This is a genomic window from Pseudoalteromonas carrageenovora IAM 12662, assembly GCF_900239935.1.
Classification (GTDB): domain Bacteria; phylum Pseudomonadota; class Gammaproteobacteria; order Enterobacterales; family Alteromonadaceae; genus Pseudoalteromonas; species Pseudoalteromonas carrageenovora.
On sequence record NZ_LT965928.1, the window covers coordinates 1,149,841 to 1,173,903 of the forward strand.

26 protein-coding genes are annotated in these 24,063 nt (G+C 40.1%); 11 read left to right on the plus strand and 15 right to left on the minus strand.

Features of this window, described 5'->3' with window-relative positions; translation table 11 throughout:
• Positions 1-8: 8 nt before the first annotated feature.
• The 6 genes from ALFOR1_RS05235 (at position 9) to ALFOR1_RS05260 (ending at position 3,355) form a co-directional block, all read left to right on the plus strand.
• Positions 9-362: a cupredoxin domain-containing protein gene (locus ALFOR1_RS05235; RefSeq protein WP_104642280.1), complete on the plus strand. Its 354-nt coding sequence runs from the start codon at positions 9-11 to the stop codon at positions 360-362.
• A 96-nt stretch (positions 363-458) separates the two neighbouring features.
• Positions 459-674 (plus strand): TIGR02450 family Trp-rich protein, encoded by a 216-nt coding sequence (locus ALFOR1_RS05240; protein ID WP_104642281.1) that lies wholly within the window; start codon positions 459-461, stop codon positions 672-674.
• Between the two features lie 621 nt (positions 675-1,295).
• Entirely contained in the window at positions 1,296-1,508 is a 213-nt protein-coding gene (locus ALFOR1_RS05245) for an EF-hand domain-containing protein (RefSeq protein WP_104642282.1), read from the plus strand.
• A 168-nt stretch (positions 1,509-1,676) separates the two neighbouring features.
• Positions 1,677-1,877, plus strand: coding sequence for a hypothetical protein (locus ALFOR1_RS05250; RefSeq protein WP_058547422.1), 201 nt, complete (start codon positions 1,677-1,679; stop codon positions 1,875-1,877).
• A gap of 81 nt (positions 1,878-1,958) precedes the next feature.
• A complete protein-coding gene (locus ALFOR1_RS05255) occupies positions 1,959-2,174 on the plus strand; it encodes an EF-hand domain-containing protein (protein WP_104642283.1) in 216 nt (71 codons plus the stop codon).
• A gap of 233 nt (positions 2,175-2,407) precedes the next feature.
• Positions 2,408-3,355 carry an EAL-associated domain-containing protein gene (locus tag ALFOR1_RS05260; protein ID WP_104642284.1) on the plus strand — a complete coding sequence of 316 codons (948 nt, stop codon included), beginning with the start codon at positions 2,408-2,410 and terminating at the stop codon, positions 3,353-3,355.
• A gap of 43 nt (positions 3,356-3,398) precedes the next feature.
• Here the strand turns inward: ALFOR1_RS05260 and ALFOR1_RS05265 are convergent, their stop codons facing one another.
• Complete coding sequence (locus ALFOR1_RS05265) at positions 3,399-5,018, minus strand: M28 family metallopeptidase (protein ID WP_104642285.1); 1,620 nt, start codon at positions 5,016-5,018, stop codon at positions 3,399-3,401.
• Positions 5,019-5,220: 202 nt separating this feature from the next.
• Complete coding sequence (locus ALFOR1_RS05270; RefSeq protein WP_058547426.1) at positions 5,221-5,460, minus strand: RNA recognition motif domain-containing protein; 240 nt, start codon at positions 5,458-5,460, stop codon at positions 5,221-5,223.
• A gap of 215 nt (positions 5,461-5,675) precedes the next feature.
• Here ALFOR1_RS05270 and ALFOR1_RS05275 point away from each other — a divergent pair, with 215 nt between their 5' ends.
• Complete coding sequence (locus ALFOR1_RS05275; RefSeq protein ID WP_104643622.1) at positions 5,676-6,953, plus strand: VCBS domain-containing protein; 1,278 nt, start codon at positions 5,676-5,678, stop codon at positions 6,951-6,953.
• Positions 6,954-7,037: 84 nt separating this feature from the next.
• On the opposite strand, the gene lipA is transcribed toward ALFOR1_RS05275, so the two are convergent.
• The 13 genes from lipA to leuS form a co-directional block, all read right to left on the minus strand.
• Positions 7,038-8,003: a lipoyl synthase gene (gene lipA, locus ALFOR1_RS05280; RefSeq protein WP_058547427.1), complete on the minus strand. Its 966-nt coding sequence runs from the start codon at positions 8,001-8,003 to the stop codon at positions 7,038-7,040.
• Complete coding sequence (gene lipB, locus ALFOR1_RS05285) at positions 8,000-8,653, minus strand: lipoyl(octanoyl) transferase LipB (protein ID WP_104642286.1); 654 nt, start codon at positions 8,651-8,653, stop codon at positions 8,000-8,002. The genes lipA and lipB overlap by 4 nt, the downstream gene beginning before the upstream one ends.
• 19 nt (positions 8,654-8,672) lie before the next feature.
• Positions 8,673-8,951 (minus strand): DUF493 family protein YbeD, encoded by a 279-nt coding sequence (ybeD, locus tag ALFOR1_RS05290; RefSeq protein WP_058547429.1) that lies wholly within the window; start codon positions 8,949-8,951, stop codon positions 8,673-8,675.
• A 178-nt stretch (positions 8,952-9,129) separates the two neighbouring features.
• Complete coding sequence (locus tag ALFOR1_RS05295) at positions 9,130-10,290, minus strand: serine hydrolase (protein ID WP_058547529.1); 1,161 nt, start codon at positions 10,288-10,290, stop codon at positions 9,130-9,132.
• Between the two features lie 99 nt (positions 10,291-10,389).
• Positions 10,390-11,154, minus strand: a complete 765-nt coding sequence (locus ALFOR1_RS05300) for a septal ring lytic transglycosylase RlpA family protein (RefSeq protein ID WP_104642287.1) — start codon at positions 11,152-11,154, stop codon at positions 10,390-10,392.
• Complete coding sequence (gene rodA, locus ALFOR1_RS05305) at positions 11,154-12,260, minus strand: rod shape-determining protein RodA (protein ID WP_058547431.1); 1,107 nt, start codon at positions 12,258-12,260, stop codon at positions 11,154-11,156. Before rodA ends, ALFOR1_RS05300 begins: the two co-directional genes overlap by 1 nt.
• Positions 12,260-14,137: a penicillin-binding protein 2 gene (mrdA, locus tag ALFOR1_RS05310; protein ID WP_104642288.1), complete on the minus strand. Its 1,878-nt coding sequence runs from the start codon at positions 14,135-14,137 to the stop codon at positions 12,260-12,262. Before mrdA ends, rodA begins: the two co-directional genes overlap by 1 nt.
• Positions 14,138-14,145: 8 nt before the next feature.
• Positions 14,146-14,616 carry a 23S rRNA (pseudouridine(1915)-N(3))-methyltransferase RlmH gene (gene rlmH / locus ALFOR1_RS05315; RefSeq protein ID WP_058547433.1) on the minus strand — a complete coding sequence of 157 codons (471 nt, stop codon included), beginning with the start codon at positions 14,614-14,616 and terminating at the stop codon, positions 14,146-14,148.
• Between the two features lie 36 nt (positions 14,617-14,652).
• Positions 14,653-14,970, minus strand: coding sequence for a ribosome silencing factor (gene rsfS / locus ALFOR1_RS05320; RefSeq protein WP_058547434.1), 318 nt, complete (start codon positions 14,968-14,970; stop codon positions 14,653-14,655).
• A 54-nt stretch (positions 14,971-15,024) separates the two neighbouring features.
• Positions 15,025-15,660, minus strand: coding sequence for a nicotinate-nucleotide adenylyltransferase (gene nadD / locus ALFOR1_RS05325; RefSeq protein ID WP_104642289.1), 636 nt, complete (start codon positions 15,658-15,660; stop codon positions 15,025-15,027).
• A 10-nt stretch (positions 15,661-15,670) separates the two neighbouring features.
• Positions 15,671-16,708, minus strand: coding sequence for a DNA polymerase III subunit delta (gene holA, locus ALFOR1_RS05330; RefSeq protein WP_104642290.1), 1,038 nt, complete (start codon positions 16,706-16,708; stop codon positions 15,671-15,673).
• On the minus strand, positions 16,708-17,199 hold the full coding sequence (locus tag ALFOR1_RS05335; protein ID WP_104642291.1) for an LPS-assembly lipoprotein LptE: 492 nt from the start codon (positions 17,197-17,199) through the stop codon (positions 16,708-16,710). The genes holA and ALFOR1_RS05335 overlap by 1 nt, the downstream gene beginning before the upstream one ends.
• Positions 17,200-19,788: a leucine--tRNA ligase gene (gene leuS, locus ALFOR1_RS05340; RefSeq protein WP_104642292.1), complete on the minus strand. Its 2,589-nt coding sequence runs from the start codon at positions 19,786-19,788 to the stop codon at positions 17,200-17,202.
• A 174-nt stretch (positions 19,789-19,962) separates the two neighbouring features.
• Between leuS and ALFOR1_RS05345 the strand changes: the two genes are divergently transcribed.
• The 4 genes from ALFOR1_RS05345 (at position 19,963) to ALFOR1_RS05360 (ending at position 24,050) form a co-directional block, all read left to right on the plus strand.
• On the plus strand, positions 19,963-20,421 hold the full coding sequence (locus tag ALFOR1_RS05345; protein ID WP_058547530.1) for a zinc ribbon-containing protein: 459 nt from the start codon (positions 19,963-19,965) through the stop codon (positions 20,419-20,421).
• Between the two features lie 78 nt (positions 20,422-20,499).
• Positions 20,500-22,926 carry a Lon protease family protein gene (locus tag ALFOR1_RS05350; RefSeq protein ID WP_227006919.1) on the plus strand — a complete coding sequence of 809 codons (2,427 nt, stop codon included), beginning with the start codon at positions 20,500-20,502 and terminating at the stop codon, positions 22,924-22,926.
• The gene (locus ALFOR1_RS05355) at positions 22,923-23,399 is read left to right on the plus strand and encodes an FKBP-type peptidyl-prolyl cis-trans isomerase (RefSeq protein WP_104642294.1); all 477 of its coding nucleotides are present in this window, start codon (positions 22,923-22,925) and stop codon (positions 23,397-23,399) included. Before ALFOR1_RS05350 ends, ALFOR1_RS05355 begins: the two co-directional genes overlap by 4 nt.
• A gap of 138 nt (positions 23,400-23,537) precedes the next feature.
• Positions 23,538-24,050, plus strand: coding sequence for a hypothetical protein (locus tag ALFOR1_RS05360; RefSeq protein WP_104642295.1), 513 nt, complete (start codon positions 23,538-23,540; stop codon positions 24,048-24,050).
• Positions 24,051-24,063 lie beyond the last annotated feature (13 nt).

Genomic DNA, 24,063 nt, shown 5'->3' on the forward strand with positions numbered 1-24,063 from the left:
AGTAAATTATGTTGATGATTAATATACTCGGCGCCATTTTAATAGCTGCCATTATTTACTGGTTTTGGTTATATAAACCAAAGCAAATTCAAACTGATGACAATACAGTCACCATAGTGGTAGATAACGGCGTGTACCAGCCTGGTAATATAAAAGTTGCGGCCAATAAACAAGTCACGCTTACTTTTAATAGAAAAGACAGTGCGCCATGCGCCGAAACCGTTGTATTTCCAGCGCTTGATATAAGCAAAAGCTTGGCAATGGGAGATGATAATAAAATCACCTTGCCTGCACTAAAAGCTGGCGAATACGACTTTCATTGCCAAATGCAAATGTATAAAGGTAAGTTGATTGCTGAATAACTTAAGCTTAGCGAAGTAATATAAATACGGCCTAGCTGTGTGTTGAGCTAAACAATGGATTAGGCCGTATTACTAAAAAAACGATTATTTAAAATGATGAATAAATTAAACCCAAAAAAACTACTTAATAGTAAGTGGACCGCCACACTAGCAATTAATAAAGAAAAACACTTTATTATTGTCGAAGTTGAATACGACGAAGATGCTAATGTAATTGCGTGTGTTACTGAGTCGGTATTTTCTAAAAACCAATACCCAATTAGTTGGCGCGATTTAAAAGACCCTCAAAAGTGGTGCCAAGGCTGGAAATAGCTTCTATGCATTCAACCTTTACATTTATTGTACAAGCAAAGCCACTGAGTAAAGGCTTTTACCGGTGGTACTGCATTTTAAACTCCCTACAAAAAACATAATGTTAAAGAAGATTTAATAGGTCTTAGGCTTTGCAAATTTCTTTTTAAATACAGCGGCCCAAATAAAATTCGCCATTTGGCAACAAAACCATGTTTTTCTAAATATTCCTTAAAATCTCGATAAATTATTTTTAAATGATTTATAAAGCACTATATTTCAATAGCTTAAGTATATTAACTTTACGCTTTAAATTCCGTTTACTTTTCTGTTCATAGTAAGTTTATTCTCATAACCATTAAATTATCTATTCTAGTTAGTAATTAGCTTTATTGTGTCTTTTTTATTACTCATAACTTATTGATTAAATTGATGTATTTATAACCCTACTGAATGCTGTTGCTAGAAAGCAACAAAATTACTCCCGTCGTAATGCTTTGTCGATACGTTTTTAGCTTAACTGCATGTTTTTAAATAAAAAATAAAACATGGCATCGAAGTTGTAATATCTTAAATGTAATTAGCAAAACGTGATGAAAGCCTCTGGCCTTAATCGCAACAACCCAATGAAGGAATACGATTATGAAAACAATTCAGTCAACATTAGTACTAATGGCTCTAGCTTCTTCATCAGCGGCTTTTGCAGCAACAGATTTTGATACGTTAGACGTAGATGGTAATGGCGCAGTTAGCCTAGCCGAAGCATCAGTAGATGCAGAACTTTTAGGCCAATTTGAAGAACTTGATACAAACCAAGACGGTGAGTTATCACAAGATGAGTTTTCTAAGGCATAAGTTAAAACCAGCTAATGCTCTATGATGCGATCTAAATTCTGAGTTGCCAAAGACAACCTAAATAGGCAGGGAGCCTATTAAAAAGAATAACCAGGAAGTGAATAGTGACCAACATAGAGCAAATTTTTAGAGCTATTTAGATTTTGCATGTAATTGAAGGATTTAATTATGACAAAGCTGCAATCAGCCCTCGTTCTTTTAACACTAGTTTCATCATCAGTGGTATTTGCAAATACAGATTTTAAAACCCTTGATGCACACGAGCAGGCTTTACAATCTCAAAACGAAGTGCAAACAAAGCAATTGATGGAACAACTAAATATGCAAAGTCATGATGGCCTAACTGAAAACGATTTTTTTGAATATTAATTGATACAAAATCGACTCCTAAAGGATCTTCGAAAAGGACTTCTTACCCATTAATCAGGCTTAACGCCTAAGGAAATGATTATGAAAACACTACATAAAACGCTAGCTCTTGCGGCACTTGTTTCTTCTTCAGCGGCTTTTGCTGCGGTAGATTTTAGCTCTTTTGATGCTGATGGCGATGGTGTTATTAGCAAAAAAGAAGCAAAAGTTAACTCTCAACTAGTGCAGTTATTTGATCAATTAGATGCAGATGGAAATGGCGAGTTATCTAAAGAAGAGTTTTCAAAGGTTCAATAATTAGCTCTATATTAAGAGCATTAAAAACCTAACCGGTCATACTCACAAAGCAGCTAAGTAATTAATACTTAGCTGCTTTTTTTGTGCGTTAAAGAAGAATTTAATCTGATTTGTCACCAAAGGAGTGCAACCGTTAGCTTATTTAAAATATAAGTTATTGAATATACTTGCTTTTAATACTTGGTTTTAAACTTGCTTAGCTACTTACAGAGTTAATCTATGAGTGTAAAAATATGGCGCGAATGAGTTATATAAGTAGTGTAGAGCGTTACCACGAGTATGAGCATGTAATACATAGCTTGCTCGAATCAATTTTAATAAGTATTGAAGATGGCTTAACTAAAGAGCGAGATACTCGTTATCTTGTAAAGCAGTATCCATTTTTAGAATTACAATATTGCTTAAATGAACAAGGCTTGCAGCAAGGCAATAATGTATGTTTTAAACGCGCGTATGCAAAAAAATTAGGCGCAAGCGGGAACCAACAAGATTTAAGTGAGCGCCCTTACTTTTTACAATCAAAAGCGAATGATGCAGTGTGCTTTACCGATCCTTACATTTCGATTGCAACGCATCATTTATGTATATCGGCAATTAAAGAGCTTAAAAAACCTATTAATAATCATCACTATTTAGTGGTTGATGTAAGTTTAACGCAGCTTATAGAGTTTATTATGGGGGATACTGCACGCGCTAATATGTCACCTTACTTTAAAGCAGGGTACGGTGTTATTGTGGCATGCTTATTTGGCCTTGTGTTATTTTTGCTAAACATTGTTTTTAGCGATATATATGCATTACTAACTCATGTAGACACATCATCAGATCCCTTAGAGCCCTTTAGTATCATTATTTATATCACGCTTGCATTAGCAGTATTTGATTTAGGTAAAACGATACTTGAAGAAGAAATTTTAATGCACAAGGATATTTTTAGGCATTCATCAACACGGCGCACCATTACCCGGTTTATATCTACTGTGCTAATCGCTATATCTATTGAGGCGCTATTAACTATGTTTAAAGCGGCGCTGGGGCAGGCTGAATATCTAATGCCGGCTATTGCGATGATGTTAGCAGTGGTAGGGCTTTTAATTGCATTAGCTATTTATGTTTACTTAGGCGCTAAGGCTGAAACCCTATTAATGCGCGCGCGATTAAAGCAAAAATCCTCCAAATAGGAGGATTTTTATTATATAAAATTAAAACTGCTAAGCTTGTTTATTATGGCTTATCTTGTGCGCGTTTTGCTTTAAAGTCTGAGTCACTAGTCCATTTAGGCCAGTCACCGTTATTAGCAAGTTGCGAAGCTATATCAACAATAAGTTCTATATCTTGCTTTACGCCACCTAAAGACCACTTTGGCGAGTAATCATCGGCTTCTTTATGGTATTTATGCGCAATGTAATCAGGGTCGGTATCGCCAAGGCTCATAAACAATAAGCTAGGAACGCCTTGCTTAGAAAGAGAGAAATGATCAGATCTAAAAAACAAGCCATTTTGCGGGCGAGGATCCATTTTAACAACGCGGCCTTGCGCTTTAGCGGCTTTTGCTAAATAGCTTTCCATTGTTGATAAGTCTTTGCTGTACTGCAAAATATAATCAGTACCGTCAAGTACGTTCATACCATCAATATTTAATAGCCCTACCATTTGCTTGGTCGGTACAGCCGCACCCGAGGCAAATTCTTGCGAGCCAATTAACCCCGTTTCTTCTGCGGTAAAGTTGGCAAAAATAATTGAGCGTTTAAACGGTGTTTGCTGATGGATTTGATTCATAATGCGTGCAATTTCAAGTGTTGCAGCTGTGCCTGAAGCGTTATCTACCGCACCATTATAAATTTTAGGGCCACTATCGGTTTGTTTTGTACCAAAGTGATCCCAATGTGCGCTTATAACCACGTACTCGTCTGGTGATTCGCTACCAGTAATTTGCGCAACTACATTATGTGATTTGGCATGCGATACTTCGTTTTTAAACGAAAGATCCGCTTTTAAATTAAGTGATGTGGCTTTAAAGCCATCATTTAGAGCGCTTTGTTTCAAATCTTGATAGTTAAGCTTTGCAGCATTAAAAATTTGCTCAGTAGCATTAAGAGTTAGCCACCCCATAACAGGTAATTTTGAGGCGTTTAAATTGTTATCCATTAAGGTGTATTTAGTACCTGTATTTGAACTTTCAACTACGCCCCAAGGGTAGGCGGCAGGGGCTGTTTCGTGGACAATAAATACCGCTTTGGCACCTTGGCGGGCTGCTTCTTCATATTTGTAAGTCCAGCGACCGTAGTAGGTCATAGCGTTACCCGTAAATAGCGCATCATTTTGAGTTGCAAATCCAGGGTCGTTTACCAATACGATAACCGTTTTACCCTCAACATCAATGTTTTTATAATCGTTCCAACCGTATTCTGGTGCATTAATACCATAGCCCACAAATACAATATCAGAGCTTCGCACATCTACTACTGGCTGTAGTTGCTCGGTACGTGCGGTAAAGTCTTTACCCGCAACAAAGCTTAGATCAGCCACATTTAACTGCATATTTTGATTAGCCGTCACCATCGCCATTTTTACTGGCTGTAAGTATTTGCCTTTATAAGCACCTGTTAAACCAAGCGCTTTATATTGCTCGCTTAAGTAACCCACAGTTTTTACTTCACCATGAGTAAGTGGGCCGCGACCTTGAAAGTCGTCAGAGGCTAACGTTTTAATATGCTGTTTAACGTTATTTAGGCTTACGCCAGAGGGTGTTTCTAGAGGAGAGTATTCGTTAGCAGGCTCTGAGCAGCCAAAGAGTGCAACTAGCAAGGTTAGGCTAGCGCTTTTTAAAAGAGTAGAGGCCATAGTCTTCATTTTATTTTTTAAAATAGGCTTTTAATATAAATGAATAGCAGTTGTAATGTCGAACTTTTATGTGCTTACTTCAATAAGATAGGTGTGACAGGCCAGCGCAGGTTTAACTTTTTGGTTTCAAGCTCAAAACCTAAATGGAAAAAATAAAAAACCAGCAAATAGCTGGCTTTAATCACATATAGCAAGCAGCTAATTACTCATCTGCGTATTTTACACGGATTTTGCTTTTATCAACGCTTAATTGATTTAGTGCTTTAATAGCGCTTTTGCTTTCTATGTCATTTGGCATTTCAACAAAGGCAAAGCCTTTTGACTGGCCAGTCTCTTTATCAAGTACTAAGTTACAAGTAGTCACTTTACCGTGAGCTGCAAACAACGTACGAAGTTCTTGCTCGGTAGTAGCACGAGACAAGTTACGAACTAATAATTTCATATTTAACCTAAATAATGGGTTCAGTAATGATTATCTCAAGTAACTTAGCTTTAACCTAATTTTATTTTTATCCTCTCATTTAAAGCTGTTTTTATGAAGTAGTTAAGCCTAAAAGTATAAAGCCGAATTGGTAATAAATATCTAGTTATTAAAACAAATAATTGGTAAGTTATATTTTACTTTATTTACTTACCATTAACCTGGGCTGGTTGTTTATGTCAAAGTTTGGCTTGCGTGTTTTAACAATTTCTTCTGTTTGTTCTTTGGGTATTTTAGCTGTAGGGTGCGGCAGCTCAGGGTCTAAAAGTGAGCCTGTAAATGCATCGGTTGTAGCGCAAAGCGCCGCGGTAATTAGCGGTCAAACAGCTGTAAGTATTGAAAGCAGTCGAGAAATTGCAATAACAGGTGAACTATCTATAACAGATGCACAAACCAATGAAGCAGTATTTAAAGCGCAGAACAATAACGCCACAGCTTATGGTTCTTTTAGTTTAACAGAGGACGGAAATTGGTCATATACAGTCAATGTTGACTATGCCACTGTTAGTGCACTAAGCGAAGGCGAAACCTTACTTGATGAAGTGATTGTCACATCAGCTGATGGTACTACTGCCACAGTGTCTATAACAATTATAGGTACTGCAGGCCCTGACGATTTTATAGTAAGCGAAGAGACAGTGCTTAACGCTGATGGCGCTAATACAGGGCTAAGTGCTTATAAATTAATAGAAAATGCTTTTAGTGAAGGTTCAATTGAATCACCCGATATATATAGCGGCAATCATCAAGGTGTTGAACATATTATTGAAGATACCGACTCAATAATTGGTAATCACTTTGTGTTTTTAGCGCATCGCGATGATGACCAGGATAAAGACAAAGGCGCAACCGACCGCCAGCGCAACGAAATAAAAGCTTATGATAAATCACCCGCGGCAACACTTGCCTTTAAAGGCGAAACCGTACAATACACTTGGAAATTTAAAGTCTCTAGTGAGCTTGAGCTGAGCAGTAAGTTCAGTCATTTTTTTCAAATAAAAGCTCGTAACGATAGCAACGACAACACTAATGGCAACGACGACCAACCTATTATTACGCTCTCGGGTGCACAAAAAAACAGTACAGGTAATCAGCTGCAAGTGAGATATAGCGCAGGCTTTGACAAAAACGGTAACAGCACTGGGCTTGATAAAAACCTTATAGAAACCGACTGGTCACTCATTACTGATGAATGGGTAGCGGTATTTGTTCAAGCTACTTTTAGCGAAGAAGGTAAGTTTGATATGACCCTCACTCGCTTAAGTGATAACGAAGAGCTATTTAATATAAGCGAGCAAAACATAGATATGTGGCGTGGTTTTAGCAATGATGACTTTGCTCGCCCTAAATGGGGAGTTTATCGCTCAATAGCAGAAACCGATAGCCTTCGCGCCGAGGAAGAACAGGTACGATTTGCCGATTTTGTTATTAAAAAAGGCGTTTTAACAAAGTGACCGAGAGAATGGATGAAGAATACCCACAAAAAGCCCTTAAACATTTAATTGATAAGGGCTTTTTTAATACGTATTAAAAAGTAATTATTTTACTTCTTTACCAGCGGCTTGTTGGTCAGCATGGTAACTTGAACGAACAAACGGGCCAGAGGCTGCATGAGTAAAGCCAATTTCATCGGCATACTCTTTTAAGCCGTCAAACTCTGCTGGTGGCACGTAACGTTTAACTGGTAAGTGATGCTTAGAAGGCTGTAAGTATTGGCCAACAGTAAGCATATCTACGTTATGCGCACGTAAATCACGAAGTACTTCTTCTATTTCGCTAATTTCTTCACCTAGACCAACCATTAAGCCAGATTTAGTTTTTACTTCTGGGTGTGCTTCTTTAAAGCGACGAAGTAATTCTAATGACCATTTATAATCGGCGCCTGGGCGTGCAAGTTTGTATAAACGCGGCGCTGTTTCTAAGTTGTGGTTAAACACATCAGGTGGTGTCTCAATTAAAATTTCAAGAGCACGGTCCATGCGACCACGGAAATCTGGCACTAAAATTTCGATGGTAATGGTTGGGTTGTGCTTACGAATTTCGCGAATACAATCGGCAAAATGCTGTGCGCCGCCATCACGTAAATCATCACGGTCAACCGAGGTAATTACTACGTAGCTAAGCTTCATGTCTTTAATTGTTAGTGCAAGCTTTTCAGGCTCTGCTGCATCAGGTTTTAATGGACGACCATGGGCAACATCACAGAACGGGCAACGACGAGTACAAATAGCACCTAAAATCATAAAGGTTGCTGTACCGTGGTTAAAACACTCTGATAGGTTAGGGCACGAAGCCTCTTCACATACTGAGTGCAAGCCGTGCTTACGCATTGCTTGTTTAATACCGTCGATACGCTCTGTTGATTTTGGTAAGCGAATTTTAAGCCACTCTGGCTTGCGCAACATTTCAGTTTTTTCTGTTGGTAAAACTTTAACGGGGATCAACGCCATTTTTTCTGCGTCGCGTAGTTTTACACCTGGTTCCATTTTGACTGGTTTATTCATTCGTTTTCAAACCCTTCAGTATGCTTAACCTGTGTTGCATTAAGCTTCTTTATCATGTGTTTTACCAGTCCTTCACCTGCGCTTTGTAGGTTTTGAGGACCATTCAATTCTTTCGTTTGCACCATATTCATGCCGGCATAACCACATGGGTTAATGCGTAAAAACGGGCTCAGGTCCATGTTAACATTTAATGCTAAACCATGAAACGAGCAGCCACGGCGAACTCTTAAACCTAATGATGCAATTTTGCTGTCGTTAACGTAAACACCAGGCGCGTCGGCTTTTGCATATGCATCAATACCGTATTCAGCGAGAGATTCAATAATGCACTCTTCAAGCCAGGTAACAAGTTCACGTACACCAATTTTTAAACGACGTAGATTAAATAATACGTACATCATTTGTTGGCCTGGGCCGTGATAAGTTACTTGGCCGCCGCGATCAACTTTAATCACTTCAATATCGCCTGGGGCGAGTAAGTGCTCGTCTTTACCGGCTTGGCCTTGGGTAAAAACACTGTCGTGTTCAACAAGCCAAATTTCGTCTGGCGAATTGTCATCGCGGGTATCGGTATAAGCCTGCATTTTTTGCCAAATTGGCATATAACGCTGACGCCCAAGCTGGCGAACTATTAAGGTGTTTTCGTTCACAACAAATCTCAACTATGGCTTAAAGCATGTGACGTACGTCATCGATATTGCTGATCACGTTGTAAATTTCTTCAATGTGCTTACCGCTTGTAACTGTAGCCACTAGCGTAACAGACTCATAATTACCTTTGCTGCTAGGTTTTACTTTTGGTGCGTAATCACCCGGAGCAATAGGTTGTAATTTAGTTAGAATTTGATCTGTTAGATTAACGTTCGCTAAACCCATAATTTTAAATGTGAATGGGCAAGGGTACTCTAGGTACTCATCAAATTTAGTATCTTTAACAGGTTGAACCACGACGGTGACTCCTCATACAAAAGTGTGGACTCTATGCAAAGCTCGAAGCTTAATACAGATAGGCAATTAGCAGTGTTGCATATATGGGGCGCATTCTAGCATTTTTCAAGCAAAAAAAACGCCTCATAACAGAGGCGCTTTGTTTAACAACCCAACAACTGTGGGTTTATTTTTACGTTTACATAATTTGTAAGCGTAAGTAGTCGTAAATTTTGCTAAAGAAGCTGCCTTCTTCCACTTCTTCAAGTGTTACTAGTGGGTATTGTGCAATGTCTTCACCCTCTAGTTGTAAGAATAGAGTGCCTACTTTAGTGCCTTTAGCTAGTGGCGCTTCTAGTGTGTTGTCTAGCTCAAAGTTAGCTTTTAGGTTTTTATGCTGACCACGTGGAATAGTAATTGGGGTATCTTCTAAAATACCTAAAGATACGTTTTCTTTGTTACCCATCCAAATACGTTGCTCTGCAAAGCTATCGCCAGCTTTGTAAGGTGTAATTGTTTCAAAAAAGCGAAATCCATAGTTAAGTAGTTTTTTGCTTTCAACTTTACGAGCACGTTCGCTTGATGTGCCCATAACAACAGCGATTAAACGCATATCGTTTTTAGTTGCAGAAGTAACTAAACTATAGCCTGCCTCTGATGTGTGACCCGTTTTAATACCGTCTACATCTAGGCTTTCGTCCCATAATAATGAGTTACGGTTGTACTGTTTAATACCGTTGTAAGTGAAAGACTTTTGCTTATAAAGTGCGTACTCGTCTGGTACATCACGAATAAGTGCAGCGCCAAGCGTTGCCATATCGCGTGGTGTTGTGTAGTGCTCGTTAGTATCAAGGCCGTGGCTGTTGATAAAGTGGCTATTACTCATACCTAATTTAGCAGCGTGGGCATTCATTAAATCAGCAAAGGCGCTTTCGCTACCTGCAATGTGTTCAGCCATTGCTACACACGCATCGTTACCTGATTGAATAATAATACCGTGGTTAAGCTCATCAACACTAATTTGCTTACCTACTTCAATAAACATTTTAGATGATTCAGGGAAGTTTTTAGCCCATGCTTTTTCACTTACCGTTACCATATCGGTAGGGGCAATATTACCTGCGTTAATTTCGGTGCCAATTACATAACTGGTCATCATTTTAGTTAAGCTTGCAGGTGCGAGTTGTGTATCTGCTTCACCCTCAGCAATTACTTTACCAGTTGTAAAGTCTACTAAAAAATAACCTTTTGCATTAATTTGAGGTGGTGCCGGAATAATTTGGGCGCTGGCTGAAAATACGGCGGCTGTACAAACTAAGCCGCATACACCTTTGAGGATTTTATGTTTAATAGATTTCATCATACTCATTAATGGTTAAAGTTAAAAATTCGCGTTATGCCATTTTATACCCAAACTACCCCGAGATGCGAGCATCTTGGGCTGGTTTGGGTATTAGTCTTACTGAGTGTAAAGCAAGAACGCGTTTTGAAATTGATTTTGTTTTAATTTTTTTAATACCTGATCGGCATGTTGGGTGTCTTTTATTGGCCCTAAATGCAATCTAAAAATAGCATCTTTTTGCACGATATTTGTTGGTAATTTGTATTGAGCACGCAATGTGCTGGCAAGCGCTTCTACATTAGCAAGTGTACTTCCTGCTGCTACTTGAATATACGTTTGACGCGCGGCTGATTCTGCAAGCGTAACGGCCTCTAACTTAACCTTGGCTGTACCATGATTGTAGTAGCCGAGTTTGTAAGCGGCTGCGTAAGATAAGTCTATAATTCTATCATCATGAAATGGTCCACGGTCATTAACACGTACTATAACTGATTTACCATTAGCAGTGTTTGTTACACGTACAAAGCTCGGTAGTGGCAGTGTTTTATGAGCAGCAGTCATGGCAAACATGTCGTATGTTTCGCCGTTTGAAGTGTGATAGCCATGAAACTTTCGGCCATACCACGATGCAATCCCTTCTTCTTTATAGCCTGTTTCATCGAGCATTGGGCTGTATCGTTTACCTAGCACTTCGTATGAGCGACTCGCACTGGCACTTTTTTTAACATCAACCACAACCGCATCTTGCATTTCAAGAGTTGTAGGGGCTCTAAGCGGTGCTGCGTCATGGCGCATACTATAGCGGCTACTTGGGCCACTACTACATGCACTTAAAAGAAGTATTAATGATGTAATAAATAAAAGCTTAGTTGAGTGTCGCATTATTTTAAAAGCATCCTTTTATCTGTCGCAATCGACATAATAATGCCAAATCCGGCCATTAACGTCACCATTGATGTGCCGCCATAACTAATTAGTGGAAGCGGTACACCTACAACGGGCAGCAAGCCCGACACCATGCCTATATTTACAAAAATATAGACAAAAAATGTGAGCGTTAGGGCGCCTGCTAGTAACTTACCAAACGCATCTTGTGCGTTTACAGCAATGTATAAACCTCGGCCAATAATAAATAAGTACAGGCTGAGTAATACACATACACCAAATAACCCAAACTCTTCGCTTAAAACCGAAAATATAAAATCGGTATGGCGCTCTGGTAAAAACTCGAGCTGCGATTGCGTTCCTTGCAACCAGCCTTTGCCTTCTACACCACCAGAACCAATAGCTATTTTAGATTGAATGATATGATACCCCGAGCCAAGCGGGTCACTCTCAGGGTCTAAAAAGGTTAGTACGCGCTGTTTTTGATAATCGTGCATACCGTAGTGCCAAAATGGCCAGGCAGCGAGCCCAACTATAGAACTTAAAAAGCCAATTAAGCGCCAGCTCAAGCCCGATAAAAACAATACAAAAACCCCAGAACTTGCAATTAATATTGAGGTTCCTAAATCGGGTTGCTCTTTAATTAATAGTGTTGGCAACATAACAATTACAAAGCCAATAATTAAATGCAGTGGGCGAGGTGGTAAATGGTTTCGACCTATATACCAAGCAACCATCATAGGAACCGCGAGCTTCATTAATTCTGATGGCTGAAAACGGGTGATCCCTAAATTTAACCAGCGCTGTGCACCTTTGGAGCTTACGCCAAATAAAAGCACGCCAACCAGCATAAGTAAGCCTACGCAATAAAGCGGAATAACTAAACGCTTGAGCGTAGCAGGTGAAAACTGGGCAAGTATTACCATACCAATTATTGCGCCGCCCATACGAGTCATGTGGCGGAGCATCATTGCGGTGTCTTGGCCGCTGGCACTGTAAACAATAGTTATACTGCCTGCCATCATAACTAATAAAGCAATGAGTAATGGCAAGTCGAGGTGCATTCGCATCCAAATAGAGCGTTTATCGTGTAATGCAGTCATTATTGTTGTTTCCCTGCAGGCTCAATAGGGTTAGCTGCAAAATAATAGTCCATTAATTGGCGCGCAATAGGGGCGCCTACTGAACTACCACCACCAGTGTTTTCTACCACAATAGATACGACAATTTTAGGATCGTTATACGGTGCAAAACCAATGTATATAGCGTTATCTCGTTGACGCTCTTTTAGTGATTTTGCATCATAACGCTCACCTTGGGCAATACTGACCACTTGGGCCGTACCGGTTTTACCCGCAGGGTCGTAATTAGCGCCTTTAAATGCACGGTGCGCAGTACCTGTTACTTTTTTAACGGTATTGTGCATAGCATCAAGCGCTATACGCCAATGATCTGGATTATTTAATACAACAGGTGGTTTTTCTTCGCCATTAATTTGTGTAACTTGATCTTCTTTTTTAGCCACTTGGGCTAAATGTGGCGGATGGTTTATGCCTTTATTAACTAAAATATTGGTCGCGTTTGCTATTTGAATGGGTGTAGCTGTCCAGTAACCTTGTCCAATGCCTACAGAAATTGTATCCCCGCGCCACCACGATTCTTTAAAGCGGCCTTCTTTCCATTCTTTTGATGGCAGTATTGCAGTAGTTTCTTCGTGTATATCTATTCCCGATAGATCCCCAAACCCAAAACGCGCCATAAAGTTACTAATTTTTGTAATACCTAGGCGATAGGCCGCATCGTAAAAGTAAGTATCGCACGACTCTTCAATCGCTTTGTATACGTCAACATGTCCGTGTCCCCAGCGTTTCCAGTCACGCCATTTGTGATCAACATTAGGGATTTGAAAAAAGCCCGGATCCCACACCGACGTTGACTCTGTCACTATGTTTTCTTCAAGCGCGAGTATAGCCATATGAGGTTTTACAGTAGAGGCCGGTGCATATCGCCCCTGTGTAGTACGGTTGATTAAAGGGCGGTCTGGATTAAGCAATGCTTTGTAATCTTTGCTGCTAATACCGTGTACAAATAAATTAGGGTCGTAGCTTGGGTTTGAGTACAGCGCCAGTACACCGCCATCTTTTGCATCCATAACTACAATTGCACCACGCATATCTTTTAAAGAGTGCTGAGCAATTTGTTGTAAGCCAATATCAAGGGTAAGTACTATATCGCTACCCGGTTGTGGTGGGGTCATACTTAGGGTGCGAATTACACGGCCACGGTTATTTACCTCAACACGCTGTGAGCCAACTTGACCATGTAAAAGTTGTTCGTAATATTTTTCTATACCGAGTTTACCAATGTCGTGCGTAGCACGGTAATTGGTTGCTTGGTCTTCTTGCTCAAGCTTATTAAGCTCTTTACGGTTTAGTTTTGCTACATAACCTAGCGCATGGGTGAGTGTATCGCCGTAAGGGTAGTAACGGGCTAGGCGGGCTTCAATACTAAAGCCAGGAAATTTATGCTGATTAACCGAAAACTTAGCAACATCAGACTCGTTTAAACGGGTTTTAAGTACTTGTGATTTAAAACGGCGAGTGTGTTTTATGTCTTTTAAAAAGTCTTCTTTTTGTTGATCAGTAATAGTAATTATTTTGCTAACTTGCTCAAGTGACTTGGCTAAATCGTCCACCTCTTCAGGAATAACCTCAAGGTTATACACTGGTTTGTTTTCAGCCAGAAGTACACCGTTTCTATCGTAAATAAGGCCACGGTTGGGGGCAATAGGAATTACTTTAATGCGGTTGTCGTTAGAGCGGGTTTGGTAATCTTGGTGGTCTTCTACCTGAATGGTGTATAGGTTTGAAAGCAAAATAGCCACTAAACCTAATACAAATACAAAACCCACAAATGCACGCCGTGCAAATAAATTTGCCCCTGCTGAGTGGTCGCGAATAGTGGGTCTTTGTTTCAACATGGCAAGGTTTACTCGCGATGATAAGGATGGTTGTTATTTAAGCTCCAGCCACGATAGAGGCTTTCTGCAACAATAATGCGCACCAAAGGGTGCGGTAATGTTAAATTAGATAACGACCATTTTTGCTCCGAGGCAGCAATGCACTCTGGAGCAAGTCCTTCTGGTCCGCCAATAAGTAAACTTACATCGCGGCCATCGAGTTGCCATTTTTCCATACTTTTTGCAAGCTGGTGGGTATCAAGTGGTTTACCTGTCACTTCCAGTGTAACAATCCGATTGCCTTTAGGAATAGCGGCTAAGGTTTTTTCTCCCTCAATGTGTAAAATACGTTTTATATCCGCATTTTTACCGCGTTTGCCTGCCGGAATTTCTATCAGTTCTAGTGCCATATCTCTAGGAAAACGGCGCTGGTATTCTGTAAATCCGGTTTCTACCCATGCTGGCATTTTTGTACCAACAGCAATCATTTGTATTTTCACGTATTACTTCCAAGCTCAATTAAAAAATAGTGGAGTTTAGCCCCACAGTTTTTCTAGATCGTAATAGCTACGTGCTTGGTCTTGCATCACGTGTACAACCACATCACCTAAATCAACAAGCGCCCATTCACCATCGCTTTGGCCTTCATAACCTAGAGGCTCTGCATCTGCATGACGAGCTTCTTTTGCTAAATGATCAGCAATTGATAAAACGTGACGTTTAGAAGTACCAGAACACACAATCATAAAATCTGTGATGTCTGATGATTTGCTTACGTCAATATGAACTATGTCACGTGCTTTCATATCGTCAATTTTATCTAGTGCAAAGGCAAGAAGTTGTTTCGAATCCAAGGTTTTGTCTCAATATTAAATTTAATAGCGCGCATTTTAACACGCTAAGGGGTTTTAATCATCACTTTGATAGAGCTGGTGTTGCCCAATGTAATGACTGACGGAGTTAGGTAATAGTTCATTCTTTTTATTGGTTTTTTTAAGTTGCTCACGAATCACGCTTGAGGCAGCGTCAAACATATCCCCAGGTAAAAAATAAAGTTTACCTGCTGGGGCTTGCTCAAGTGCATGCGCCTTATTTACTTGCGCGTGTTGCATATAGTTTTTAAGATGCTCAGAAGGGTTAACCGTTTGCTCTGGGCGCTCGTAAACAACAATATGGCAAAGCTGTGTTATGGCTTGCCATTCGTACCATTTATCAAGGTTATTAAATGAGTCCATACCAATTAAAAATATGATTGGTGTAGTTGGGTGCTCAGCTCTTATTTCTTGCAAGCTTAATAACGAATACGATGGGCCGCTTCGATTTAGCTCTCTTAAATCAAGTTGAAAAAATGAATAAGGAGCAATTGCCACACTGAGCATATTTATACGGTGCTCGGTGCTAATACCCGGCGCGGTTTTATGCGCAGGCAAAGCACAAGGCATAAAGTACAAGGTATTTAAATTAAATGCTTTTACACATTGCTTGGCCATATTTATGTGGCCTAAATGCACGGGGTCGAAGGTGCCACCAAAAATTGCAATCATTTTAAGTTTCTTAATTTAATGCGTGACAAGGCATAGGAATATCAAGCGGCTGGCAAAATTTAATGCAAATATGAGCAAGCGCTTGGTATGGCGCAATTAAATTACCTTGCTTGTAGCTTGAATCAAACAACGCAAGCTCGCTACTGATATGTTCAAGGGTTTGGATGTTTAATCGGTTTATGGCGTTTTGTACTGGGCCTTGTTGGTTTTTCCAAATTGCTTTTTGCTTAAATAAGTTAGCAATAGGTTCGCCATTTAATAGCCCAAGCTGCACACTCATTAAAGTGTTAAGTTCTTTATTTATAGCCCATAAAATACTCACCACTTCGGTATTATCGCTGGCTAATTTATTAAGTACTTTAATCGCTTGTTTAGCGTGCCCATTTAAAAGAGCATCGCTTAAATCAAAAATATCAAACTTGGCTTGATTAAGCAGGCCTTGCATTACCAGCTGCTGGGTTATTAAAGCGTTACCGTGTAACAGCGAAAGCTTTTCTAGCTCCTGAAAACACGCTAATAAATTGCCCTCAGTAGCGTTAATTAAACTAATCTTTGCATCGTTTTGCATATTAAGAGACAGGCGATTAACTTGATCATCTAACCAGCGTTTTAAATGACTACCAGTAAGCGGATAACAAGGTACAAATACACCGTGTTTATCTAAGGCTTTAAACCATGCACCGCGTTGTACTTCTTGGCTGGCTTTAGCACCTTTGATAATTAATAGTGTGTCGGGATTTATTAGCTCAATAACTTTCTTGAAGGTGTTGCTGCCAACTACGCCAGGCTTTTGTTGGTTTAAATCAAGCTCAATAATAGTGCGTGCACTAAACAAAGACATGCTTTGATATTGAGCTATAATTTCTTGCCAATCAAATCCTTGCATTAAAGTAAACTTAATTACTTCATCAAAGCCTTGGGCTTTAGCAGCGTCTCGAATTTGTTGTACGCATTGCGCTTCTTGAAAGGGCTCTTCGCCAAACACTAAGTAAAAGGGTTTTAAGCCTTTTTTTAATTCACTGGTTAACTGATTAGCGTAACAGCGCATTATAGTTGTGACAGCTCTCTAACAATACGACGGCTTGCTTGGTCACGAATTTCGCTAATAAGAAGTTCAAGTTCTTTTGCTTTAGCTAGTGCGTGATCAGGGTCGTCTTGGTAATTACGATAAAGCTCAAAGCGTTTTTCAATGGCTTTTTCGCCCGGGCGTTTAACGATATAAGTTACGCCATAAGCAAGTTCGTATTCAGCAACCTGACCATTTTGAAACAACGACAGAGTTTGACGTTCAATGCTTTCTTTACGAAGGTAGAGCTGTGCAATATCTTTGGCTGACGGTTTTAGCTCAACATTACTCGCTTTTAACTCATTTTTAAGAGCTGCAAATAAAGTAGATTTTTCGTCATCCCCTTTGAGTGTGAGCGTTTTAAGGTTATCAGGAAGGCTAGAGGCTTTCTTTAAATGAAAGCCACAGCTAGATAACACAAAACACATTAGCACTAAGGCTAATGTGTTTTTAATGGCGTTAAAGCTAACCATTTAGTTAGCTACCACGTTAAGAAGTTTGCCTGGTACGTAAATAATTTTACGAATGGTTGCGCCATCAGTAAATTTAGTTACGTTAGCTTCTGCAAAAGCTAGTGCTTCTACTCGCTCTTGCGTTGCATCTGCTGGCACAGTTAGTTTAGCGCGAAGTTTACCGTTTACTTGTACGATGATGAGTTTTTCATCTTCAACAAGGGCAGACTCGTCAACTTTTGGCCATGCTGCATCTAAAATTTCACCTTCTTTACCAAGCTCTTTCCAAAGCTCATGCGATAAATGCGGCGTAATTGGTGCAAGCATAATAATTAATGCTTCAAGCGCTTCATTGGCAATCGCTACATCTTGGGTGTCGTTTAATGGTGCTTTTAATAACTTATTAGACAGTTCCATAATGGCAGCAATAGCGGTGTTAAACGTTTGACGACGCTCAACATCATCGCTCACTTTAGCAATGGCTTTATGTAGTTCACGACGAAGTACTTTTTGCGGGTTAGTAAGCGCCGATTTATCAAGTGCCTGGTAACCAACTGTTTTAACGTCTACAGCGTATTTCCATACACGTTTTAAGAAGCGGTGTGCGCCTTCTACGCCTGAGTCTGACCATTCAAGTGTTTGCTCTGGTGGTGCTGTAAACATCATGAATAAACGCACTGTATCTGCACCGTATTGGGCAATTACTTGTTGTGGATCTATACCGTTGTTTTTAGACTTAGACATTTTGCTCATGCCTGATGAGAATACCGGCTCACCGTCTTCTTTATGCCATGCTTTAGTTACGCGGCCTTTATCGTCGGTTTCGGTATTTACATCGCTTGGCGAAATCCATACATCGCCGCCTTTTTCATCTTTACGATAAAACGTTTCGGCAAGTACCATTCCTTGACAAAGTAGGCGATCAAACGGCTCGTCTGAATCTACTAAACCAAAGTCACGTAATAATTTATGGAAAAAGCGTGAGTATAATAAGTGTAAAATTGCGTGCTCAATACCACCAATGTATTGGTTTACAGGTAACCAGTAGTTTGCGGCAGCAGGGTCTAACATGCCTTCGTCGTAACGTGGGCTACAGTAACGCGCGTAATACCAAGACGATTCCATAAAGGTATCGAAGGTGTCCGTTTCATGAAATGCTGGTGCGCCATTTACCTTTGTTTTAGCCCATTCTGGGTCTGCTTTTATTGGCGATGTAACACCGTTCATTACCACGTCTTCTGGTAAGCGAACTGGTAGCATATCTTCAGTTGCAGCAAGTTCTTGGCCATCTTCATCGCTAAGCATTGGGATTGGTGACCCCCAGTAACGCTGGCGGCTAACGCCCCAATCTCGTAGACGGAAATTAACTTTACGCTCACCAACACCTAGCGCTTCTAGTTTGTCGGCAACAGCGTTAAACGCGCCTTCAAAATCAAGGCCGTCAAACTCTCCAGAATTAACTAATACACCTTTTTCGGTGAATGCTTCTTCTTTTAGGTTTACTTCAAGCTCAGAGCCTTCAACCGGTGCAATAACTTGTTTAATGTCTAGGCCGTAAGCGGTTGCAAACTCATAGTCACGCTGATCGTGTGCAGGTACTGCCATTACCGCGCCAGAGCCGTAATGCATTAATACAAAGTTAGCAACCCAAATAGGTACTTGCTCGCCCGTTAATGGGTGAGTTGCGTAAAAGCCAGTTGCAATGCCTTTTTTCTCCATTGTTGCCATGTCTGCTTCGGCTACTTTGGTGTTTTTGCATTCTTCAACAAACATTGCAATAGCATCGCTGTTTTTAGCGGCTTCTTGTGCAATAGGGTGGCCACCGGCAACAGCAAGGTAAGTTACACCCATAAATGTATCTGGGCGTGTAGTGTATACGCTAAACTTTTCGTTGTTATCGGTACGTGTAAACTCAATGTCTAACCCTTCAGAGCGACCAATCCAGTTGCGCTGCATGGTTTTAACTTGCTCAGGCCAGTCTTCTAATTTGTCTAAATCGTCTAAAAGCTCTTGAGCGTAGTCGGTAATTTTAATAAACCACTGTGGGATTTCTTTTTGCTCAACCACAGCGCCTGAGCGCCAACCACGGCCGTCAATTACTTGCTCGTTTGCTAGTACAGTTTGATCAACTGGGTCCCAATTAACCGTAGACATTTTTTTATACACTAGGCCTTTTTCGTAAAGCTTAGTGAAAAACCACTGCTCCCATTTGTAATACTCTGGGTGACAGGTTGCAATTTCGCGATCCCAGTCGTAACCAAAGCCTAATTGCTTAAGTTGGTTGCGCATGTAATCAATATTTTCGTAAGTCCACTTTGCAGGGGCTGTTTTGTTTTTAATAGCAGCGTTTTCTGCAGGTAAACCAAACGCATCCCAACCCATAGGTTGCATTACGTTTTTGCCTTGCAGGCGCTGGAAACGAGAAACAACATCACCAATGGTGTAGTTACGTACATGACCCATATGCAGTCGACCACTCGGGTATGGGAACATAGAAAGGCAGTAATACTTTTCTTTGCTCTCATCTTCGGTGACTTTAAATACCTGGTTTTCTTCCCAGTAACTTTGGACTTTTGACTCTATGTCTTGCGGGTTATATTGCTCTTGCATCTATGATTCCAGACTTCTTGCAAACTAATAAAAAATTGCCGATAGGATACCCCAAATAAACGCCTAATCACAGCGTATAAATACGGTTTTGTTAAAATCTAACTTTCAGTTCAGGTTAACCTATACTTATCTATGTTAATGGCTAACACGCCCTTGATTTTGATGGAGTATAAAATGGCAGATTATAAAACATGGCTTAGCGATTTAACTAATTGGTTAAAAGATGTAAAAGATCATGAAGTAAAAGACGCAGTCACTCGATTTGTTGAATCTGAGCAAGCACTTAAAGACTTAGGCCAAGAAAGATACGCTTTATACAAAAGCTATTTGCAGCGTGATATAGAACACGTTCAAGAAAACGAATCACACTATAATTCGCTTGCGTGGCAAGAACTTAAAGAGTCGTTGTGGTTTGAGCTCTCGCACATAGAAGACAAAACCCAACTTGAATGGCAATCCCTTAGTCAAGATTTAAAGCACAATGGTGTGTATCACGTGGGCGAATGGATAGCCATGGGCACATTAGTATGTAAGAATTGCACCCATAGTTTTGATATTTATCACGCTACACAAATTACTCCGTGTATTGAATGTGATGGGATCTATTTTAGCCGTAAGGCATTACAACCCTAAATATATGTATTAAGTGGCTTGTAGGCCACTTAATACGCCCAAAAGCCAGCGAATATGTTGGTAAAAAAAGAAGTTAGAATGACGAAAAAATTGCTGCCACTATCTGTTTCACAGCTCGCACCGAGTATTTCTACTAATCACGTAAACACGTGTATGAGCAATCCATACCCAGAGCAACTTACTTTTATAGGGCAGCAACGTGCCCAAAGTGCCCTAGACTTTTCATTAGGAATGGAATTGCCCGGTTACAATGTTTATGTAATGGGCGAAGCTGCACATGGTCGTTTTACGCTTGTAAAAGATAAACTTAAACAACACGCCAAAGACCGTCCAACGCCAAACGAATGGTTATACGTAAATAATTACGACGACCACCGCGAGCCTATTGCGCTATTTATGCAAGCAGGGCAAAGCAAACAGTTAAGCGACGACATAGACTCGTTTTTAGATGAAGTGCTTGACACTTTTCCGGCAGCGTTTGACAACCCTGCATACCAACGCAAAAAGAAATCTATCGACCGTGAATTTAACGATGCCTATGACAGCGCAATTACCGCTGTAGAAATTGCTGCATTTGAGCAAAGCGTAGCATTAGTTGAAGAAAAAAACTCGGTAGGTTTTGCACCACTTGTTGATGGCAAGCAATTAAGTGATAACGAATTTGCAGAGCTTGAAGAAAATTTACGCGAAGAGTTTTTTGAAAAAATAGAAAAGCTAGAAGATGCGTTAATAGAAGCGCTCATTGAATTACCTCGTTGGAAGCGCGAATCAAAAGAAAAACAACGTAACCTTAAAAAGTCGACCGCAGAGCAAGCTACAAAACCGCTGTTAAAAGATTTAGAACACAAATACGCTACCCACATTGGTGTACTGCGTTATTTAAAAGATATCCGTGTAGAAATTATTGATGCGGTACTTGAGTGGCTTGACGACGAAGACGAAAGCGAAGAAAGCAAAGAAGACTTTGACCGCAAAGGCATGCTAACGGACTTTTTTGCACCTAACATTTTAGTTGAGTTTAAAGAAGACGATGCAGCGCCTGTGGTATATGAGCCAAACCCAACCTTTGGCAATATATTTGGTAAAATTGAGTATTCAACTTCGCAAGGCTCACTTATAACAAGTTACCGCTCAATTCAGCCAGGTGCTTTGCATCGTGCTAATGGCGGTTACTTAATTATGGACGCCGAAAAAGTAATGGCTAACCCACAAGTGTGGGATGGTTTAAAGCTTTCACTTAAAACACACCAAATTAAAAACGATTTACCATACCAAGACAGCTCAGTTGGCAGTAGTTTTACACTTCGCCCGCAACTGATACCGCTTGATGTAAAAATTATTTTATTAGGCTCTCGTGAGCTTTACTACACCATAGGTGAGTACGACGAAGAATTTGCTGAACTATTTAGAGTGCTTGCCGACTTTGATTATTACTTGCCAAGTAGCGATAAACTACAGTACCAGTTTATTACTAAAGTAACGCAGTATTGCGAGCAAACTTTAAAGTGCACAACAACGCAAGCCGCTATGGTGCGTTTACTTAAATTTAGCTACCGCCAAGCAGAGCACCATAATAAATTATCAGCGCGTTTTGCTGATGTACTTGAACTTGTTGCTGAGGCAAGTTACTACGCCAAACAAGATAATCAAACGCTAGTTGATGCGCATCATATTGATGAAGCTATTGAAGGCAAACAGTATCGCACCGGCCAAATTAGCGAGAACATGCTAAGCGATATAAAAGAAGGCCACACGCTTATTGCCACACAAGGCCAAGCAATTGGTAAAGTAAACGGTTTAACAGTGCTGCACATTGGCGATACTTCGTTTGGTACACCAGCACGTATAACCGCTACCGTATATGCAGGCGCCGATGGCGTAATAGATGTAGAGCGAGAAGCCGAGCTTGGTAAAGCTATTCACTCAAAAGGGGTAATGCTACTTACCGGTTATTTAGGTAACAAATACGCGCAGCACTTTAGTTTAACGCTAAGCGCCAACATAGCCATTGAGCAAAGCTATGGTTACATAGATGGCGATAGCGCATCACTTGCTGAGTTATGTGCGCTTATTTCAGCCATTACTAGTTTACCAATTAGCCAATCCATCGCGCTTACGGGCTCTATTAACCAACATGGTGATGTGCAAGCCATTGGTGGTGTAAACGAAAAAATAGAAGGCTTTTTTAAGCTGTGTAAAATGCGCGGCTTAACAGGCCAGCAGGGCGTTATTATTCCAAAATCGAACCAAGTTAACTTAGTACTTGATGACGAAATACTTGATGCGGTAGAGCGCGGTAAATTTAATATTTACGCCGTAGAAACGGTAGACCAAGCACTTAACTTATTAATGGATATTGAAGCTGGGAATATTATTGATGGCGAATACCCAGAGGATTCTGTAAACGGCATTGCTTTAGCGCGTTTAAAAGATATTGCCGATATAGTTAATGGCGATAGCGAAGACGACAAAGAGGCAGAGCTTGATGAGGACAGCACTAAATGATCAATATAATTTTAGCGGTGATCATCGTTATATTTTGTTTTTTAATATTTCAAAATAGTAAAAAAGCAAAGCAACAAGCAGGTATAAATGCACAAATTGAAGCTGACTACCTAGTAGCTAATGCCCAAGTTCAGGGCGTAATAGAAACCAGCTCTGGTTTACAGTACAAAATACTACATAAAGGCGAAAGTGAAAATACACCTAGCCCAACCAGCATGGTTAACGTGCACTACCACGGTACATTAATTGACGGCACTGTATTTGACAGCTCAGTAGAGCGTAAAACGCCAATTAGCTTTGGTTTACACCAAGTAATTAAAGGTTGGACCGAAGGCTTACAACTTATGAGCCCAGGTGATAAATACATTTTTTATGTGCCGCACCAACTCGCCTACGGTGAAAAGCGAGTAGGGAGCATACCCCCTGCATCACTGCTTATTTTTGAAGTAGAACTATTGGCAATAGAATCGTAAGTTTTTAGTAATAAACTACTAAAGCCTCACTTTAATAAAGTGGGGCTTTTTGCTATTAGCTAACAATAAAATTTACTCAAGGATTTTATAATTAGGTCGATACCTATAATAGTGACAAACTATTTTAGGGATAAAGTAATGAATATTTCACCGTCTCCCATTTCCTATAAAGTACTTACTAATAACCCTCAGCCTCTAAAGCTGCCAGATAAACAACTTACCGAGCAAGAGAGTGAGGAAGAACCAAACTATGTGTTATCAAAGTTTTTAGATACTAAAGCACAAAAATACAGCGAAGATAACGCAACGTTTGGCAACCAGTATAAAAATTTAGAAAAAGTATATAAACATTTCACAGGTCAAATTGTTGCATTACAAGAGCAAATTATCAAACTTAAGCAAAGCCCAGTTCAACGTAGTATATCCATAGATAACAGCGCCAAGGAGCTAAATAAAAGTGATGCCAATTTAACTTTAGATGCAGAGCACCTAGGTGTAAAAAAATATAAAAACACACAACAGCAAGATCAAATAGATAGGCTTGAGCTACAACTCGGGGAATTAAAATCAGAACAAGCGGCAATAAAGCAGCAAATGATTGAGCTGGTTATTAGTGAAATGAAAAGGCGTGGCGATAGCTATACAATTTAACAACGCAGGGCTT

Bases quoted from the DNA above. Each gene is read 5' to 3' on its own strand.
- ALFOR1_RS05355 (WP_104642294.1), top strand. From the start codon at position 22,923: ATGATCAATATAATTTTAGCGGTGATCATCGTTATATTTTGTTTTTTA.
- ALFOR1_RS05335 (WP_104642291.1), bottom strand. From the start codon at position 17,199: ATGGTTAGCTTTAACGCCATTAAAAACACATTAGCCTTAGTGCTAATG.
- ALFOR1_RS05360 (WP_104642295.1), top strand. From the start codon at position 23,538: ATGAATATTTCACCGTCTCCCATTTCCTATAAAGTACTTACTAATAAC.
- ALFOR1_RS05270 (WP_058547426.1), bottom strand. From the start codon at position 5,460: ATGAAATTATTAGTTCGTAACTTGTCTCGTGCTACTACCGAGCAAGAA.
- ALFOR1_RS05265 (WP_104642285.1), bottom strand. From the start codon at position 5,018: ATGGCCTCTACTCTTTTAAAAAGCGCTAGCCTAACCTTGCTAGTTGCA.
- ALFOR1_RS05345 (WP_058547530.1), top strand. From the start codon at position 19,963: ATGGCAGATTATAAAACATGGCTTAGCGATTTAACTAATTGGTTAAAA.
- lipA (WP_058547427.1), bottom strand. From the start codon at position 8,003: ATGAATAAACCAGTCAAAATGGAACCAGGTGTAAAACTACGCGACGCA.
- ALFOR1_RS05250 (WP_058547422.1), top strand. From the start codon at position 1,677: ATGACAAAGCTGCAATCAGCCCTCGTTCTTTTAACACTAGTTTCATCA.
- leuS (WP_104642292.1), bottom strand. From the start codon at position 19,788: ATGCAAGAGCAATATAACCCGCAAGACATAGAGTCAAAAGTCCAAAGT.
- mrdA (WP_104642288.1), bottom strand. From the start codon at position 14,137: ATGTTGAAACAAAGACCCACTATTCGCGACCACTCAGCAGGGGCAAAT.
- rodA (WP_058547431.1), bottom strand. From the start codon at position 12,260: ATGACTGCATTACACGATAAACGCTCTATTTGGATGCGAATGCACCTC.
- ALFOR1_RS05255 (WP_104642283.1), top strand. From the start codon at position 1,959: ATGAAAACACTACATAAAACGCTAGCTCTTGCGGCACTTGTTTCTTCT.
- ALFOR1_RS05260 (WP_104642284.1), top strand. From the start codon at position 2,408: ATGGCGCGAATGAGTTATATAAGTAGTGTAGAGCGTTACCACGAGTAT.
- ALFOR1_RS05295 (WP_058547529.1), bottom strand. From the start codon at position 10,290: ATGAAATCTATTAAACATAAAATCCTCAAAGGTGTATGCGGCTTAGTT.
- ALFOR1_RS05300 (WP_104642287.1), bottom strand. From the start codon at position 11,154: ATGCGACACTCAACTAAGCTTTTATTTATTACATCATTAATACTTCTT.
- holA (WP_104642290.1), bottom strand. From the start codon at position 16,708: ATGCGCTGTTACGCTAATCAGTTAACCAGTGAATTAAAAAAAGGCTTA.
- ALFOR1_RS05245 (WP_104642282.1), top strand. From the start codon at position 1,296: ATGAAAACAATTCAGTCAACATTAGTACTAATGGCTCTAGCTTCTTCA.
- ALFOR1_RS05350 (WP_227006919.1), top strand. From the start codon at position 20,500: ATGACGAAAAAATTGCTGCCACTATCTGTTTCACAGCTCGCACCGAGT.
- ALFOR1_RS05240 (WP_104642281.1), top strand. From the start codon at position 459: ATGAATAAATTAAACCCAAAAAAACTACTTAATAGTAAGTGGACCGCC.
- ALFOR1_RS05235 (WP_104642280.1), top strand. From the start codon at position 9: ATGTTGATGATTAATATACTCGGCGCCATTTTAATAGCTGCCATTATT.
- ALFOR1_RS05275 (WP_104643622.1), top strand. From the start codon at position 5,676: ATGTCAAAGTTTGGCTTGCGTGTTTTAACAATTTCTTCTGTTTGTTCT.
- nadD (WP_104642289.1), bottom strand. From the start codon at position 15,660: ATGATTGCAATTTTTGGTGGCACCTTCGACCCCGTGCATTTAGGCCAC.